The organism is Bradyrhizobium sp. Arg816, from assembly GCF_029989365.1.
In the GTDB taxonomy this organism is placed as follows: Bacteria; Pseudomonadota; Alphaproteobacteria; order Rhizobiales; family Xanthobacteraceae; genus Bradyrhizobium.
Genome location: NZ_JAPRAQ010000017.1, coordinates 154,046 through 170,029 on the forward strand (window position 1 = coordinate 154,046; position 15,984 = coordinate 170,029).

The window sequence follows — 15,984 nt, forward strand, 5'->3', positions numbered from 1 at the left end:
CGCAACAGTGTTCGAGATCGCGCTCGCCGCCGTGGTGCTGGGCCTCGCCATCTGGACGATCGCCGTCCCCGACACCTATTCGGCCACGGTCGGTTTTATCGCCTACGGACTGCTGGTTGCGCTGATCTGGGTCCGCCTTGACGCCGTCGATGTCGCGCTGACCGAGGCTGCAATTGGCGGAGGCCTCGGCGGCGTCTTGCTGTTGGGTGCGGCGGCCCGGCTGCGCGATACCGAGGCGATGACAACGGAAGGGCCCAGCCTGATCGTGCGCTTGAGCGCAGCCATACTGTCCGCGTCGATCGCAGCAGCGCTGGCCGTCACGATCCTACTGCTGCCCGATCCGGCGCCAACGCTCGCGCCCGCCGTCGTCGCGAATGCCGGGGCGACCGGAATGACCAACCCCGTCACCAACGTGCTCATGGCATTCCGCGGAATGGACACCATGCTCGAGAAGGTCGTGCTCCTGCTCGCCATCGTCGGTGTCTGGTCGCTTGCGTCGGACCAGGCCTGGGGCGGTCGTCCCGGACCACGCCACCAGGCTGATCCAAATGGTGTTCTCGCCTTTCTTGCGCGCCTGTTGCCACCCGCCGGCATCGTCGTCGGCATTTACATCCTGTGGACGGGCGCTGATCACCCCGGCGGAGCATTTCAGGGCGGCGCGGTTCTCGCGTCGATGTGGCTGCTGGTGATCATGGCCGGGTTGGTGGATACCCCGCCCGTGCGCAGTCGATGGCTACGGCTCATCCTGGTGGCCGGCCCCGGCCTATTCCTTGCCGTCGGCCTCGGCGGGCTCTGTTTTGGGTCGGCGTTCCTTGCCTATCCCGTTGCGTTCGCCAAGCCGCTAATTCTGAGCATTGAGGTCGCGATGCTCCTGACGATCGCGACGACGCTCGGCCTGCTGCTCGCCGGTGCACCTGAAAGGAGCGCTGAGCGATGAGCGCCGTGACGGTGTTCGGACTATGCGCCGCCGCGGCGGTCGGGCTCGGGCTCTACGGCCTGATTGCCAATCCGCAACCGCTTCGCAAGATCATCGCATTCAACCTGCTCGGCAGCGGCGTGTTTCTTATGTTCGGCATCGTCGGGCGGCGAGGCGCCGCAGCGGGCTTTGGCAACGACCCGGTGCCGCAGGCCCTGGTGATCACAGGAGTCGTGGTCGCGTTTTCCGCAACGGCTCTGGCGATCGCCTTGTTGCTGCGGCTTTTTCAGATCGCAGGCTCCACGACGCTCAACAGTCGGGCGGCGGCGAGCGCGCGCTCCGATCCGTCCGGTCACTGATGCTGCCCCCCGCCCCCGCGCTGGTGACCACCGCCGGCGGCTTCCTGCTGGTGCTGTCGATCGTCGTGCCGGTTGCGGGCGTCTTGCTGGCGTTCGTTCTCGGCGAGCGCTACGTCCGGCAGGTTGCCTCCACGGTCGTACCGGTCGGGTTGGCGATTGCTTTCGCCGTTCTCGTGCTCTTGCCGCGGAGCGACGGCCACCTCGTCTACCTACTCGGCGCCTGGCCACCACCGCTCGGCGTAGCCCTCCGCGCGGACGGATTGTCGGCGGTCATGCTCGCGACGACGGCAGTCGTGATCTGCGCGGTCGCCATTTTTGCCGCAACCGATTTTCGTCCCCAATCTGTCGAAGCGCGCGCACCTTTCGCATTCTGGATCCTGCTTCTGGCAATCTGGGGCGCGCTGAACACGATCTTCATCGCGGGAGATCTCTTCACGCTGTATGTTGCGCTGGAATTGCTGACGTTCGCCGCGGTGCCTCTGGTCTCTCTCGACGGTCGCGCGGAGACGCTTCGGGCTGCGTTGCGGTATCTGCTCTTCGCACTGCTCGGCTCGGTCCTCTACCTGATGGGCACCGCGCTGCTCTATGGTCTCTACGGCACCCTTGATATCGCGTTGTTGTCGCATCGCGTGAACGCGGACTCCGGCGTGCTCATCGCGGCAGCCTTGATGACGACCGGTCTCCTCGCAAAAACTGCACTCTTTCCGTTGCACCTCTGGCTGCCGCCCGCTCACGCCGGCGCACCGGCCGCAGCTAGCGCGATCCTGTCCGCCTTGGTCGTGAAGGGATCGTTCTTCATCCTTGTGCGGCTCTGGTTCGACGTCATGCCGGGCTTGCCCGGCTTGGCTGCCGCACAATTGCTCGCGGCGCTGGGAGCCGGAGCGATCTTGTTCGGAAGCGTTGTCGCTCTCCGGCAAGAGCGCCTCAAGCTCCTGATTGCGTATTCGACGCTGGCTCAGATCGGATATCTCTTCCTGATGTTTCCTCTTGCGTTCGGCGCATCCGGGAAGCTCGAAAGTGACCAGGCCCTGGCGGGCGGCCTGTTGCAGGCAGTTTCCCATGCGACTGCCAAGGCGGCGATGTTCATGGCCGTCGGATCAATCTACGCCGGGCTCGGCCACGATCGCATCACCGGGCTGTGCGGTGTCGCGCGCGCCCTGCCCTTGAGCGTCCTGGCATTCGCAATTGGCGGCATCGCCTTGATGGGTGTTCAACCGAGCGGCGCGTCATTCGCGAAGGAACTATTGCTCCAGGAGACCGCGAGGACCGGACAATGGTGGTGGGCCATAGTGCTCCAGGCGGGCGGAATGTTCACGACCGCCTATGTCGTGCTGGTCCTGTCCCATGCGCTCGCGCCATCGGACCAGCCGATTGTTCTCGTCGGCCCAGCCCCGCTCAGCCGCGACCTCGCGGCACTTGTCTTGGCCCTCTGTTCTTTGTTCCTTGGCTTGCTGCCCTGGGATTCGTATTTACCGGCCCCGTCTGATGCGGCATCCAAGCTGTTCGGCATCGACGCGCTATCCAAATTGCTCCTGCCGGTGCTGGGAGGGGCGGCGCTCGCGATCCTGCTCAGCCCGTGGCCACACCCGCTCGGCTCATCCGCAGCCTGGAAAGCGCTCATGAGAGTGGTCGGTCCGCTCCGGCGCGGCTGTCTTAGATTCGGCAGCCTTATCGAAAGAGGCGACGAAGTTCTCCGTCAATGGTCCGCCGCGGGCATCTCCCTGCTCCTGGTGTCGCTGCTGCTTGCCGCGTCGATGCTCGCAGCAAATTGAAGACTCAGAACAGCCGGATCGCGCAGATCGGGCCGAGGGATTCCCCTGCTCTAATGATCCGGAACATTCTCTCCCGCGCCCAAGGGTTTTCTCGGATGTCGAGCTTGCAATTCGCCGTTTAGTCTCCGCGCCATGCAGTTGGCATCAGTCTTCCCGCGGTCCCTGCGGGAATGCCCAGGAGGTCTCCATGTCTGATCTGGTTGCGATCGTATACCCGACCGAAGCAAAGGCCGAAGAAGTCCGAACTCGGCTGCTCAAACTGCAAAAGGAATATTTGATCACCATCAGTGACGCCGTGATCGCCGTCAAGGCCGAGAACGGCAACATCAAGCTCAACCAGCTCGTCAACACCACGGCGACGGGCGCGATTACCGGCAGCTTCTGGGGACTCCTGGTCGGCGTGCTCTTCCTCAATCCGATCATCGGTGTCGCGGTCGGCGCTGCGTCCGGCGCGCTTGGAGGCGCCTTGTCCGATTTCGGCATCAACGATTCCTTCATGAAGGAGCTGTCCGCTTCGCTCCACCCCGGTAACGCCGCGCTCTTCGTCCTGATCAAGAACATGACGGCAGACAAGGTGTTGAACGAAATCAAGGATGCCGGCGGAGTCGTATTGAAAACGTCCCTGGACGAGACCAAGGAAAAGATCCTGCGCGATGCGCTCGCCAGCGCGGCGGAGCGGCCGGCGGCCTGAAGCCGCCTACCGCCTACCGCCGAGCAGGCGCAGCAGCATCATGAACAGATTGAGGAAGTTGAGGTAGAGCGACAGTGCCGCGATCACCGACTTGCGGCCTGCCGTCGTCGCATCGTCCCTGCTCTCGTACATCGCCTTGATCCGCTGCGTATCATAGGCCGTGAGTCCCGCAAAGACGCCTACGCCGACGATCGAGATCAACCAATCGAGCCCCGTCGACCTCAGGAAGATATTGACCAGGCTTGCGACGATGATGCCGATCAGGCCCATGAACAGGAAGCTGCCGACCGCGGACAGGTCGCGCCTCGTGGTGTAGCCGAAGACGCTGAGTGCCCCGAACATCGCGGCCGCGATGAAGAACACGCGCGTGATCGAGGTGCTGGTGTAGATGTGCAGCAGCGTCGAGAGCGAGACGCCGACCAGCGCGGCATAGACGAAGAAAAGAATGCGCGCTGTTTCCGCCGACAGCGTATTGATGCGCGCCCCGATGAAGAACACCAGCCCGAGTGGCGCCAGGATGAAAACCCACATCAACGGGCTCTCGAGCAATGCGGGACCCATGAGCTGATACGTCAGCCACGCCACAATTGCGGTCAGGCCCACGCCCGCGGCCATATAATTGTAGATGCGCAGCATGTAGGCGCGCAATCCGGGATCGATCGCAAGCGCGCCGCCACCAGTGCCTGAGGCAGTCAGATTCGGATCATAGTTCGACATCGCTTGCCTCCACGGATTGGTTCGCATGAACAAACGAAGCTAGCGGTCCGGCCCCTGCGGGGGCATCGGATGATCACCCGAGCGCCGGAAGATATATCACCCTATCTCGGGATACCCGTATCTGCCAGAGCGACTTACCGAAACCGACCATGACGCCGCCGTTCTGCACGCCAGGCATATCGCGACTGAACTCGCTAAGGCGGGCGAGTTGTTCCGCGCGAGCTTCGTGCTGGTCGCCCCGGCCGCTGCGCCCGGGTCGGCAAGTCCTCATTAGAAACGGTCGACCGATTTCCTGCCTCGCCCTCTACATAGAATCCCTGATGTGTCGACCGAGATGCTGCCTCTAGTCTCTTAACCGAGGGTGGTCGGCCTACCCCGTTCAAATTCGACCCTTCCGCCCACCTCATCTCCGGGGTTGAGGGCTCGCTGCACGCGTCCGCGTCTATGCGTTGGCCGTCGGCGCTATCTCGATCTGAAGTGTTGTGGGTCAGTTGGAGACAAGCATGAATGTCCGGACCATTTGCGGTGCCTTGATCCTTGCCGGATCGATTGCGACCGCGCAGTCGACCAGTTCCCAGGCGCAGACGACCGATCCGGCCGCATCCGTGCCAAAGCAGGTCACGACACCTGCCCCAAGCACCGCCGCGCCAAATACGAATACCAACCCCACCAAGCATCGCTACTGGCGTCATCGCGGCGGCTCGCATCCCCATTATGGCAGCCGCCGTGTTCGCACCTGAGCCCCGGCGCGACAGTTCGTCATTGCAATCCGCCGCCGAGACACCCCAATCGATGAGCGATGTGAGGACAGGACAAGAGCAACAGCGCGAGGCCGTGGTCCGCGATCCTCCAGACCAGGGCACCGACAGGCGGCGCGGCTTTCTCGCAACGGGTCTCGCCCTGCTCGCCATTTGCGTTGCTCTCTTCCTCGTATGGCAAACCGCCTCGAGTCTTCTCATCATCTTCGCAGGCGTGCTGTTTGCTGCCTTTCTGGATGCCGCCGCACGCGCATTGGCGCTACTAATTCCACTCAATCGCGTCTGGCGGCTGACATTCGTGCTTCTGCTGTTCACCACCATGGTCGGACTAGGCCTCGCCTGGGGAGGCGGCAAGCTGCCGCAGCAAACACGCATCCTGCTGGAGGTAATGGACATCCAATTCGACGTCTTGCAGCAACGCCTTTTGACCTACGGCGTCGATCTGCTTGGTCCGGAATCGGGGCGCGATTTTGCGCAATGGCTGCTGTCCGATCAAGGCCGGTTCTTCAGCCACGCCCAGCTCGTCCTTGGCAGAGCGTCGAGCTTCCTGACCGGTGTGCTGGTGATCGCGTTCCTCGGTATCCTCTTCGCCTTTGATCCCACCAGCCATCGCGAGAGTCTGGTGATGCTGGCGAAGCCTTCCTATCGCGCCCGAACACGCGCCGTAATGAACGAGATGGGAAACGTCCTGCGGCTGTGGTTCGTCGGACAGCTGATCCGCATCATCCTGATGACACTGTGCGTGTGGGTCGCGCTCTATCTGATCGGGCTTCCCGGTCCCTTCGTGCTTGGGCTGCAGGCGGGCCTTTCCAACTTCGTTCCGTATCTGGGGCCCATCCTTGCCGCGATCCCGATCGCGCTCGTCGCGATGCCGCTCGGCGCATCGCTACTGATCTGGGCCGTCGTCATCTACACAATCATTCAATCGATCGAGGGCTATGTGATCGGCCCGTTGATCCAGCGCCAGGCGGTCGAAATTCCTCCCGCATGGACATTGGTCGCGATCGTGCTGTTGGGCGCAATGCTGGGCGTGATGGGTATCGCACTCGCCATGCCGCTGGTCGCGGTCGGCCGGGTCGCGATCATTAGATTCTACGTCGAGGATTACCTCGGCGATAGCAGCGGGCGCATGTCCAACAAGGGACCATCGCAAATGGGAGCGCCATGAGCGAGATTCGAGCCGAACGGAACAATGGAATGGAGCCATCCCCGGCGCACGCGCGGATGACACGTTTTCTGTGGCAGCAACTTCCCTACATCATTGCACTGGTGCTCGCCGTCGCGGGCGTCGCCTATACCAACGCCTCTCACCAGCCTCTCGTTGGCTATTGGGAGTTTCTCGCGCTCGCCATCGGCGTTGTGTGCGTCATCAACAAATGGCCGGAGGTCGATGGCAAGGAGGCCCGGTGGCGACTGATCTGGACCCAGGCGCTGCACTGGGTTGCCGTCCTGGTCACGATGAACATCATGCTGGTGTCAGGCGTTCAGCAATTGTTGCCGACGCCGGCAACCAGCCTCGTTCTTCTCACATTACTTGCGCTCGGCACCTTCCTCGCGGGCGTCAGTCTTCTGTCGCCGCAAATTGCCTTCCTCGGCCTTGCGATGGGCGTCACGGTTCCGGCGATATCCTGGTTACAGCAATCCATCATCTTCTTCCTGTTGGGCGCCGTCCTGCTGATCGGCCTCGGCATCACGTTCTGGCTTCGCCAGGATCGCAGCCCAGGGAGTTCGCCAACCGACACCGGAAGTCAAATGGAGGCCTGAATGCGCATTAACCTGCTTCTTGCGATCATCTGCGGATCCGCCTTGATGTGCGCCGACGCTCTGCCCGCACGCGCCGAGGCCTTCAGGGTCGGCCGGCTCGTATGCACCAGCACTCCGCGCGTTGGGCTGGTGCTCGGCTCCGCGCAGGAGCTTCGTTGCGTATTCATCACGAGACGCCCGACCCGGCAGTACGTCTACGACGGACGGATCAGGCGCGTTGGTCTCGACATCGGCGTGACCAGCGCAGGAACCCTCTCATGGGCCGTCCTCGCCAGGAACTCGCGCGTCGGCCCCGGCACGCTGCGCGGGAGCTACGTGGGGGCGAGCGGCAATGTCGCGTTCGGCCCCGGTCTCGGAGCGAACGTTCTGATCGGAGGCTCTCGCCGGACGATTGCGCTCCAGCCTCTGTCGATCGAACGATCGATCGGATTGAACCTTGCGGCGGGAGTTACGAACCTGACACTCGGCTCGCGCGGACCGGGATAGCGGCTTGTCCCGAACGCCGGAGCAAGGAGCGGACAATGGACCTTGCGGACGTCTCGGTCAGGATGCTGGCGGCGGGCTTCCTGACATTCATCGCTGGCGGCACGGGCTGGACACAGCCAGTCGCAGGCCCTCCGCCCGCTGTCGGCATCGTGGAAGCGATCAGACGACCGATCACCGAGACCAACGAATTCCTCGGGCGGATCGAGGCGGTCAATCGCGTCAATGTCGTGGCTCGCGTCACCGCATTCCTGGAGCAACGGTTGTTCGTCGAGGGTGCCGAGCTCAAGAAGGGCGCCCCGCTTTACCGGCTCGAGCGCGGTCCGTTCGAGGCCGATCTCGCGTCAAAGCAGGCGCAGGTGGCCCAGCTCCGAGCGATGCTCGAGAACGCCAAGCTGACGACCGACCGGGCGCGTACGCTGCTCAGCGGGCCGGCCGGTCAGCAATCGACCTACGACGCGGCGATCGCCAACCAACGCAGCCTGGAAGCCCAGGTCCAGGCCGCGCAGGCACAAGTCGATGCGTCACAGATCAACCTCGATTACACCATGATCAGCGCGCCGATCGACGGCAAGATCGGACGTACGTCCGTGACCGAAGGCAATGTCGTCGGTCCCAGCTCGGGCGTACTGACCACGATCGTCAGCCAGGATCCGATGTACGTCACCTTCCCGGTGCCGTTGCGCCAGGGGCTCGAACTACGCGAACGCTATGGTCCGCAGGGAGGCTTGGAAGCCGTGGTGATCCGGCTGCGGCTGCCCAATGGCCGCATGTATGGCAAGTCCGGCAAGCTCGATTTTGTCGACAACACCATCGCCCAGAACACGGACACGATCACCGTGCGCGGCGAGATCGCAAACCCGATCCTGCGCGCGCCGTCCGCCGCGGGCGTAACCGTTCACGAACTGACTGACGGCGAATTCGTCACGGTCTTGCTGGAAGGTGTCCAGCCCATCGAAGTGTTGGCGGTCCCGCGTTCGGCGGTGCTGTCCGATCAGCAGGGTGACTATGTCCTCACCGTTGGCGCCGGCGATAAGGCCGAACAACGCCGCGTCAAGCTGGGGCAATCGACGCCCACCATAGCCTCCGTCATCAGCGGCCTCGCGGCAGGCGACAAGGTCATCGTCGAAGGCCTGCAAAGAGTTCGTCCAGGTCAGGCGGTTTCTCCGGGCCCGGCGAGCGCGCTGATCCAGTCGAGCATGAATGCCGGCACAGGCGACGCGCCTTCGCAGCCAGACCATGGCGGTTCAACTGGTCCGCGCCCGGAGGACAAAAAGCCATGATGTCCGCCGTGTTCATCGATCGCCCGCGACTTGCGATGGTCGTGGCCTTCATCATCACCATTGCAGGTGCGCTCGCGCTGACACGGATCCCGGTGGCGCAATTTCCGGACATTGTGCCACCGCAGGTCACGGTCGCCGGGACCTTTCCCGGCGCGTCTGCCGAGGTCGTGGAGGCCAGCGTCGCTCAACCGCTCGAAGCGCAAGTGATCGGCGTCGACCGAGCTCTCTATATGAAATCGACGAGCGGCAACGACGGCAGCTACACCTTGACGGTGTCATTTGCACTTGGCACCGATCCCGATATCAACACCGTCAATGTTAACAACCGGGTGCAGAGCGCGCTGTCGCAATTGCCCACCGAGGTGCAGCAGCAGGGCGTGACCGTGCAAAAGAAATCGTCGGCGATCCTGCAATTTCTGGTGCTTTACAGTGCCGACGGCCAGCAAGATCCGCTGTTCATCACCAACTACGCGATCATCAACATACTCGACGCGATCTCCAGCACGCCCGGTGTCGGCCAAGCTCACCTGTTCGCCAAGATGAACTACTCGATGCGGATCTGGTTCGATACGCAGCGGCTGACCAGCCTCAATCTCACGCCCTCGGACGTGATCGCGGCAATTCGAACGCAAAGCGTTCAGGCGCCGGTCGGCCGCATCGGCGCGCGTCCAATCAGCGACGACCAGCAATTCCAGTTCAACGTCCAGACCCTCGGGCGGCTCGCGACAGTCGACCAGTTCGCCAATATCGTGCTGCGCGCCAACCCGGATGGTTCGACGCTGCTCGTCAAGGACGTCGCCCGGGTCGAGATGGGCGCGCAGAACCTCGACAGCGAAGCGCGGATCGACGGGCGCGCCGCGGTGCCTCTCGCGATCTATCTGGCGCCGGGCGCCAATGCCGTGACGACGGCGCAGGCGGTCGCGGCGACGATGCAGCGGCTATCGAAGCGATTCCCGACGGGGTTGAGCTATCTCGTGCAGTACGATTCCACGAGCTTCGTACGGGACACCATCTCGGAGGTTCTGCGGACGCTGGGAGAGGCCTTCGTCCTGGTCGTGATCGTGGTTTATTTGTTCCTCGGTAACCTTCGGGCCACGGTCATACCAGCCATTGCCGTACCGGTCAGCCTGGTCGGCACCTTCGCGGTGCTGCTGATGCTTGGCTATTCCGCGAATACCGTGTCACTGCTCGCAATGGTGCTCGCCATCGGCATCGTCGTGGATGACGCCATCGTCGTCGTGGAGAACGTCGAGCGAGTGATGGAGGAGGAACCGGATCTTTCGCCAGTCGAGGCAAGCAAGAAGGCGATGACGCAGATCACGGCACCGATCATCGCGATCACGTTGGTGCTGCTCTCCGTCTTTGTTCCGATCGCCTTCATTCCCGGCATTTCCGGCACGCTGTTTCGGCAATTTGCGGTGACGATCAGCGCCGCCATGATGATTTCGGCACTGAATGCGCTGACCTTGTCGCCCGCCTTGTGCGCGCTGTTCCTGCGGCATACTGGACCCCGGCGCGGCACGATCGGCCACGTTCTTGGTGGCATTGACTGGATCCGCGATCGCTATAGCGGCGGCGTACGACGGCTGCTGCGCGTGGCCAGTCTCTCGCTCATCCTGGTCGCCGTGTTCGCAGCCGGCATTTTCGGGATGTCGCACCTGACGCCGACAGGGTTCCTCCCCGAGGAAGACCAGGGCGCTTTCTTCACTTCGGTGCAGTTGCCGGACGGTGCATCCGTTGCGCGGACCAGTGAAGTCACCAAACAGATCGAGGACGTCCTGAACGAGATGCCGGCCGTCGACCATGTTCTGGCCATCATCGGCTTTTCCCTGCTTGACGGGGCGTCCGAGCCCAACAGCGCGCTGGTGGTGACGCGCCTCAAGCCGTTTGCCGATCGCAAGGCGGTCGCGGATTCGGCGCAGGCGTTGATCCGGCAGACTTACGCAGCCGGCGCGCAAATCCGGCAGGCCAATGTACTGCCGTTCAATATGCCGCCGATCATCGGACTCTCCACCTCAGGCGGGTTCGAGTACCAGCTCCAGGCGCTGGAAGGACAGAGCCCCGCCGCGATCTCCAGTGTCACGGGTGCGTTGATCGGAGCGGCCAATGCCGATCCGCGGCTGACGCGAGTGTTCTCGACCTTCACCGCGACAAATCCATCGATCTATCTCGACATCGATCGACGCAAGGCGCAGGCGCTTGGCGTGACCATCAGCGATATCTTCACGGCTCTTCAGGCGACGCTGGGCGGCATCTACGTCAACAACTTCAACCTCTATGGACGCACCTGGCAGGTCAACGTGCAGGGGGAGGCGCTCGATCGCGCCGACCTTTCCGATATCTGGCGCATCTATGTCCGCAATAGCACCGGTCAGATGGTTCCGATGCGGTCGCTCGCCGGCATCAAGATCGTAACCGGGCCTCAGGTCATTACCCGCTACAACAATTATCGTTCAGTGACGGTGAACGGCAGCCCGGCGCCAGCCGTCTCGTCCGGCACCGCGATGGCAGCGATGGCAGAGATCTCCAACAACGTGCTGCCTGCAGGCTACAGTTTCGAGTGGACCGGCACCGCCTATCAGGAGCAACAGGCAGCAGGACAAACCGGGGTGGTGCTCGCGCTCGCCGTGCTGTTCGCCTATCTGTTCCTGGTGGCGCTGTATGAGAGCACGGTGATCCCGATCCCGGTGCTGCTCTCCGTCGTTGTCGGCGTTCTAGGCTCATATATCGGTATTAAAATCGCCGGCCTCAATCTCGATCTGTACGGCCAGATTGGCCTCGTGGTGCTGATCGCGCTTGCCGCCAAGAACGGCATCCTGATCGTGGAATTCGCCAAGGAACGACGGGAAGCCGGCACAGAGCTTGCGGAGGCCGCGATCCAGGGGGCGCATATGCGGTTCCGCGCGGTGATGATGACCTCAGTTGCCTTCATTCTCGGACTCCTCCCGCTCGTGCTCGCAACCGGCGCCGCCGAGCTGAGCCGCAGGGCGGTCGGGACCGCTGTCTTTGCCGGCATGCTCGCCGCAAGCTCAATCGGGATTTTTATGGTGCCTATGCTCTACGTCACGTTTCAGCGCCTGCGCGAACGCACGAAGGCACGACCGGTCCCGGCGCGAACCACATGACCCGAGTATCCAGGACGGCGGGAATACTCCGAGCCTATTGCTCAGGGTTTCGTCGGATGCCGGCGTTGCCGTTCCCCGCTACCGTAGTCCGCACTCGAAACTGCGTGACAAGAAGAGAAGAGAAGGACAATGAACGCTCCCACACGTCGTGCCTTCCTTGGTTTTGCGCAGGGCGCCGTCGCCGCCGCAGCGGTCGGCGCAATCGGCGCTCGTTTCATTGCGACAGCGGAGGCTATGCCGGTCGCCGCAAATCTGGGACGGGCGGCGATAACCACGGATCTCGCGACGCAGGCGCAGTGGGGTCCTCCGCATGGCCCCGGTTGGGGGCGGCCGCGACCGCGCAGGCGCCGTTGGGTTTGCTGGTGGCATCGCGGTCGCCGCCATTGCGGGTGGCGGTGGAGGTGACCGTCCGTGACCCTTCGCGGACGACGAAGGATAGAGCTGTGCTTCCGCAGCGATCAGCTCCGCTTCACCGCCGCGATCGGTTGCAAAGCGCGGCGGGCCGGCAGCCGCCGATTTCGTTCACTCTTCAATCAACTTAGCTCTGATCGCGTAGCGGACCAGTCCAGCTATCGAATTGACCCCCAGTTTTCCCATGGCCGACGCCCGATGCGTTTCCGTGGTTTTCACGCTTGAGCTCAGCATCGCGCTGATACCCTTGTTGCTGTATCCCTCGGCCACGAGCTTGACAACGAGCCGCTCTCGCGGAGACAATCTCATATGCCCCTCGCCAGCTTCGTCTTCTCGACCCGACTGACCACAAAATCGTCCGCCAAGGAATGGCTTACGTGCCATTAGCGCTTCAACGGCAGCCAACAGCAGCTTGTTTGCGTCCGACTTGACCAGGAACGCGCGCGCACCCGCCTGAAGCGCCTCTTGAGCCAGCACTCCGGATTCGTGCGCGGTAAAGATCAGCACCTCAGTTTCGCGGAGATGCTTTTTTATTCCTCGAGTTATTTCCAGTCCCGTCATGCGCGGCATGAAGAAGTCGACGATCGCAACATCGGGCCGCTCTTTGAGAGCGGCCTCAAATGCCGATTTTCCGTCGGACGCCTCGGCGACAATCATCCAACCCGGCCGCTGCTCGAGGACCGCCCGTAGCCCGGATCGAACAGCATCATGATCATCAGCAATGAGAATTCGTTTCATGAGAGGGCTGCCTCGATGATCTTGTCGCAAGAGAACCTGGACGAGCTATGGGCTCTGCGTTTCAGCAGCATCTCCAACCGGGCCATCTCACTCGCGCGCAAGAGCGCATGGAAAGGTCGCGCGCAGGATGGTTCCGCGCCGCAGCGTTGTGGGTGCCGATAATATCTCAAGCCGCCCTCCCATCTCTTGCAATCGAGCCCGCATGATACGGATTCCCGCTCCGGGTGCCCACGGACGAAAGCGGCATGCGCCATCTGCAGCGACCATGCCTTGTCCGTCGTCTCGAACCTCGAGCTTGAACTTCCTGTCCCTCGCCCCGATAGTTATGGCGACCTGTGTCGCCTTGGCGTGGCGGTAAACGTTCGTCAGGGCCTCCTGAACAATTCTCAGCAACGCTCGCTGCGCCCCGTATGGCAGGCCGTCGACCGCGGACGATATCGAGACCTCAATATTCAGCGGCGTTCGGGCTACGAACCCTTCTGCGAATTGCTCGATTGTCGTCCTGAGCCCTCCTTCAAGCAGATCCTGAGGGTGAAGCAGATATGTGAGAGACCGCAATTCCTTCATCGCGCGACCGATCGAGATGTCGAGCTGATCGCAATGTCTCGTCGCCTTCAGAGGATCGCCTAGCGCACTCCTTACTTGCATCAGAATGAGGCTCGCCGCCACCAAATGCTGGCACGTTGAATCGTGAAGCTCCGACGCAATTTGACGATGAACTTTTTCCTGCAGAGCGAGCTGTTCGGAATTCGCCTTGCGCGCATGCCTCGATCCTCCGGAGGCATTTCGAACATGTCGGCTGACCTGTGTCTCCTGAAGGGACATGATACACTCGCCTTCCTGCAGTGCTAACTTTCGAACTGCTAGTTTCCTGGCATATGCAGACAACTCTCCGATAAATTTAGCCTACCGCCGCGACACACCGACCACACAATCAGTATAAGCCACTACGTAGAAATCCCCTAGGCAGCCGGTCCCCTCGTGTGCCGAGCATCCCAAATTTGGCGCGATGCTCCCTGATTCAAATCAAGGAGCTGCAGGCAAGGAGCAGCATGCGGGTCGTCGAAAACGCGATTGTGAAGGCGCGTCCGTCAATCTGCGCGCTCTGGCATCGACCGCTTGACGGCGGCGCGGCAGCTATCGAGCGGCCCGGCGAGGGTGTTGCGCCGCAGAACAGTCCGCTGTTTAGGTAAGACGTCTTTCCATATTCCGCCCCGAGGCGATCTCCTTGAAATTCCGTAATTCGGAAATCAACAGAGGCAGCAACGCCAAAAGTCCAGCTCGCGACCGAGCCGAATGTTTTCAGATTGCCTCCAATCCTTCTAGTGGATGCCCAAACGCATGAAGCATCGAGTGTCGACCGATGCTCTCTCCATATCTGATGGCGGAGTGCCAAATTAGGCAGAAGCCGCCCGCCAAATCGGAAGGCAAGCATGCCGACGATCGCGCCCCAGAGGCATGCCGACAAAAGCCCGCCGATTTGCCCGCGTGATCGTCACAGTGCAGCAACGCTAGCGCTCAAGGAAGTGTCGTCGAGCCTCATGAACCTGCTGCCGACGTTTGATCAGGTAGGGATCTGGGCACCGATCGCGCTGGTCGCGTTGCGACTAATCCAGGGGTTGGGAGCCGGAGCGGAATACGGTGGCGCAGCGCTTCTGCTCGCAGAGCAGAGCCCCAGCCGCCGTGGATTCTATGGTGCGTTCGCGGCATCCGGTGTCGTCATCGGCATTGCGCTCTCTCTCGGCGTCTTTCAGTCTTGTGACCAGCACCACTCCGCGGGAGGCACTTCTAAGCTGGGGCTGGCGCGTGCCGTATCTTCTCAGCATCGTTGCCGTCAGCGTCGGCCTCTACTTGCGTCTCACAATGCCGGAGACACCGGAATTCGCTCGCGACGTCCAGGATCGGCGCGCGGAGATCAGCGTCCCGCTCTGGGAGGCTCGATGGCGAGACCGTCAAGTTTTATGCCGAAGCAGAGGACGTCTTGAGCCATCTGCCCAAGCTTGGTGTCCAGATGATCATGCGCCGGATTGAAAAGGGGGAGCGCAAGGGCCACGCCAAAGTGTGGTGCTACCCTGGCATGGAAAAAGTGGTGCAGCAGATGCGCAAGAAGGTCGACGGCGTGACGACGTCAATCCCGCGGGTCTGTCGCGGAAACGCCGAGCAGCTTGCAACCGAATTCGACGCCGCCCGAAACGCGCCGGACGCGATCCGTCGGGTTTTCATTGTAACTTCGTCTCTAAGCCGTAAAGCTGTCGAAGACGTATTCGCAAACATCGCGACGGGTCACGCTCCTGATCCTTATTTTGTACAATTGTACTGGCCATTGCTCTCATTCTTCTCGGCCTGCACCGAGATGAACGCAGTCGGCTATGTTGTGTGTCAGGAATAGCCTAGGCCTTTGCCCTCCGAAGGCAAGTGTCAAGCCGGCTGGTACGAAAAGTTAGGAAGAAAGAGTATTGTAGTGCAAAGGCTTGCGAGGGTTGCGCGCTGAGGGGTTAACTCATACGCAAAATCTGCGTAAGCAGTAAGCACCCGTAGCTCAGCTGGATAGAGCGTCGCCCTCCGAAGGCGAAGGCCTCACGTTCGAATCGGGTCGGGTGCGCCATTTCATTGCAAGGCTTAGCTCCAAGGTTCGAGAGCTTAGCCCGGCTCCCTTGTAACGACGTCACACCAAGCAAGCAAAAAGAAGCCGGGACTCGTTAGAGCCCCGGGCAGTCACGGGAGGAAACGCATGTGGCGTTTGCTACCATTTACTAGCCCTTCGGGCCTGGCCACTGACAGCGGGCGGAACTGCTCACTTCATCAGCGGGATCGAGAACTCCGCACCTTCCTTGACGCCTGACGGCCAGCGCGAGGTCACCGTCTTGGTCTTGGTGTAGAAGCGGACCGAGTCCGGGCCGTGCTGGTTGAGATCGCCGAAGCCCGACTTCTTCCAGCCGCCGAAGGTGTAATAGGCGATCGGCACCG

Annotated in this window: 14 protein-coding genes, 1 tRNA gene and 1 pseudogene; 12 read left to right on the forward strand and 4 right to left on the reverse strand. The window is 62.0% G+C overall.

What is annotated here, in order from left to right:
• Window positions 1-7 precede the first annotated feature (7 nt).
• The 4 genes from OWC48_RS32315 (at window position 8) to OWC48_RS32330 (ending at window position 3,738) form a co-directional block, all read left to right on the forward strand.
• A complete protein-coding gene (locus OWC48_RS32315; protein ID WP_282523606.1) occupies window positions 8-937 on the forward strand; it encodes an MnhB domain-containing protein in 930 nt (309 codons plus the stop codon).
• A complete protein-coding gene (locus OWC48_RS32320) occupies window positions 934-1,275 on the forward strand; it encodes an NADH-quinone oxidoreductase subunit K (RefSeq protein WP_282523607.1) in 342 nt (113 codons plus the stop codon). Before OWC48_RS32315 ends, OWC48_RS32320 begins: the two co-directional genes overlap by 4 nt.
• Window positions 1,275-3,047 (forward strand): complex I subunit 5 family protein, encoded by a 1,773-nt coding sequence (locus tag OWC48_RS32325; RefSeq protein ID WP_282523608.1) that lies wholly within the window; start codon window positions 1,275-1,277, stop codon window positions 3,045-3,047. The genes OWC48_RS32320 and OWC48_RS32325 overlap by 1 nt, the downstream gene beginning before the upstream one ends.
• 187 nt (window positions 3,048-3,234) lie before the next feature.
• The gene (locus tag OWC48_RS32330; protein ID WP_282523609.1) at window positions 3,235-3,738 is read left to right on the forward strand and encodes a DUF1269 domain-containing protein; all 504 of its coding nucleotides are present in this window, start codon (window positions 3,235-3,237) and stop codon (window positions 3,736-3,738) included.
• A gap of 6 nt (window positions 3,739-3,744) precedes the next feature.
• On the opposite strand, the gene OWC48_RS32335 is transcribed toward OWC48_RS32330, so the two are convergent.
• The gene (locus OWC48_RS32335) at window positions 3,745-4,455 is read right to left on the reverse strand and encodes a Bax inhibitor-1/YccA family protein (protein ID WP_282523610.1); all 711 of its coding nucleotides are present in this window, start codon (window positions 4,453-4,455) and stop codon (window positions 3,745-3,747) included.
• 503 nt (window positions 4,456-4,958) lie between these two features.
• Here OWC48_RS32335 and OWC48_RS32340 point away from each other — a divergent pair.
• The 6 genes from OWC48_RS32340 to OWC48_RS32365 are packed head-to-tail and all read left to right on the forward strand — an operon-like array spanning window position 4,959 to window position 11,868.
• Window positions 4,959-5,195 carry a hypothetical protein gene (locus OWC48_RS32340; RefSeq protein WP_071911297.1) on the forward strand — a complete coding sequence of 79 codons (237 nt, stop codon included), beginning with the start codon at window positions 4,959-4,961 and terminating at the stop codon, window positions 5,193-5,195.
• A 52-nt stretch (window positions 5,196-5,247) separates the two neighbouring features.
• Window positions 5,248-6,381, forward strand: a complete 1,134-nt coding sequence (locus tag OWC48_RS32345; RefSeq protein WP_282523622.1) for an AI-2E family transporter — start codon at window positions 5,248-5,250, stop codon at window positions 6,379-6,381.
• The gene (locus OWC48_RS32350; RefSeq protein ID WP_282523611.1) at window positions 6,378-6,977 is read left to right on the forward strand and encodes a hypothetical protein; all 600 of its coding nucleotides are present in this window, start codon (window positions 6,378-6,380) and stop codon (window positions 6,975-6,977) included. The genes OWC48_RS32345 and OWC48_RS32350 overlap by 4 nt, the downstream gene beginning before the upstream one ends.
• The gene (locus tag OWC48_RS32355) at window positions 6,978-7,463 is read left to right on the forward strand and encodes a DUF992 domain-containing protein (RefSeq protein WP_282523612.1); all 486 of its coding nucleotides are present in this window, start codon (window positions 6,978-6,980) and stop codon (window positions 7,461-7,463) included. It begins immediately after the preceding gene.
• A 35-nt stretch (window positions 7,464-7,498) separates the two neighbouring features.
• Window positions 7,499-8,743 (forward strand): efflux RND transporter periplasmic adaptor subunit, encoded by a 1,245-nt coding sequence (locus OWC48_RS32360; RefSeq protein ID WP_282523613.1) that lies wholly within the window; start codon window positions 7,499-7,501, stop codon window positions 8,741-8,743.
• On the forward strand, window positions 8,740-11,868 hold the full coding sequence (locus OWC48_RS32365; protein ID WP_282523614.1) for an efflux RND transporter permease subunit: 3,129 nt from the start codon (window positions 8,740-8,742) through the stop codon (window positions 11,866-11,868). Before OWC48_RS32360 ends, OWC48_RS32365 begins: the two co-directional genes overlap by 4 nt.
• A 522-nt stretch (window positions 11,869-12,390) precedes the next feature.
• On the opposite strand, the gene OWC48_RS32370 is transcribed toward OWC48_RS32365, so the two are convergent.
• Together OWC48_RS32370 and OWC48_RS32375 are read right to left on the reverse strand one after the other, a co-directional pair.
• The gene (locus OWC48_RS32370; RefSeq protein WP_282523615.1) at window positions 12,391-13,017 is read right to left on the reverse strand and encodes a response regulator transcription factor; all 627 of its coding nucleotides are present in this window, start codon (window positions 13,015-13,017) and stop codon (window positions 12,391-12,393) included.
• Window positions 13,018-13,104: 87 nt separating this feature from the next.
• The gene (locus tag OWC48_RS32375) at window positions 13,105-13,842 is read right to left on the reverse strand and encodes a sensor histidine kinase (RefSeq protein ID WP_282523616.1); all 738 of its coding nucleotides are present in this window, start codon (window positions 13,840-13,842) and stop codon (window positions 13,105-13,107) included.
• A gap of 1,156 nt (window positions 13,843-14,998) precedes the next feature.
• On the opposite strand from OWC48_RS32375, the gene OWC48_RS32380 reads away from it, so the two are divergent.
• Both OWC48_RS32380 and OWC48_RS32385 read left to right on the forward strand, forming a co-directional pair.
• Window positions 14,999-15,406: a hypothetical protein gene (locus tag OWC48_RS32380; protein ID WP_282523617.1), complete on the forward strand. Its 408-nt coding sequence runs from the start codon at window positions 14,999-15,001 to the stop codon at window positions 15,404-15,406.
• Window positions 15,407-15,545: 139 nt separating this feature from the next.
• Window positions 15,546-15,622 (forward strand) — tRNA-Arg (locus tag OWC48_RS32385).
• 189 nt (window positions 15,623-15,811) lie between these two features.
• On the opposite strand, the pseudogene OWC48_RS32390 reads toward OWC48_RS32385, so the two are convergent.
• Window positions 15,812-15,984 (reverse strand): annotated as a pseudogene (locus tag OWC48_RS32390) (methylmalonate-semialdehyde dehydrogenase (CoA acylating)); the annotation flags it as partial.

Coding starts and splice junctions, on each gene's coding strand:
- OWC48_RS32335 (WP_282523610.1), bottom strand. CDS start 4,455: ATGTCGAACTATGATCCGAATCTGACTGCCTCAGGCACTGGTGGCGGC.
- OWC48_RS32375 (WP_282523616.1), bottom strand. CDS start 13,842: ATGTCCCTTCAGGAGACACAGGTCAGCCGACATGTTCGAAATGCCTCC.
- OWC48_RS32340 (WP_071911297.1), top strand. CDS start 4,959: ATGAATGTCCGGACCATTTGCGGTGCCTTGATCCTTGCCGGATCGATT.
- OWC48_RS32355 (WP_282523612.1), top strand. CDS start 6,978: ATGCGCATTAACCTGCTTCTTGCGATCATCTGCGGATCCGCCTTGATG.
- OWC48_RS32330 (WP_282523609.1), top strand. CDS start 3,235: ATGTCTGATCTGGTTGCGATCGTATACCCGACCGAAGCAAAGGCCGAA.
- OWC48_RS32325 (WP_282523608.1), top strand. CDS start 1,275: ATGCTGCCCCCCGCCCCCGCGCTGGTGACCACCGCCGGCGGCTTCCTG.
- OWC48_RS32320 (WP_282523607.1), top strand. CDS start 934: ATGAGCGCCGTGACGGTGTTCGGACTATGCGCCGCCGCGGCGGTCGGG.
- OWC48_RS32360 (WP_282523613.1), top strand. CDS start 7,499: ATGGACCTTGCGGACGTCTCGGTCAGGATGCTGGCGGCGGGCTTCCTG.
- OWC48_RS32350 (WP_282523611.1), top strand. CDS start 6,378: ATGAGCGAGATTCGAGCCGAACGGAACAATGGAATGGAGCCATCCCCG.
- OWC48_RS32370 (WP_282523615.1), bottom strand. CDS start 13,017: ATGAAACGAATTCTCATTGCTGATGATCATGATGCTGTTCGATCCGGG.
- OWC48_RS32345 (WP_282523622.1), top strand. CDS start 5,248: ATGAGCGATGTGAGGACAGGACAAGAGCAACAGCGCGAGGCCGTGGTC.
- OWC48_RS32365 (WP_282523614.1), top strand. CDS start 8,740: ATGATGTCCGCCGTGTTCATCGATCGCCCGCGACTTGCGATGGTCGTG.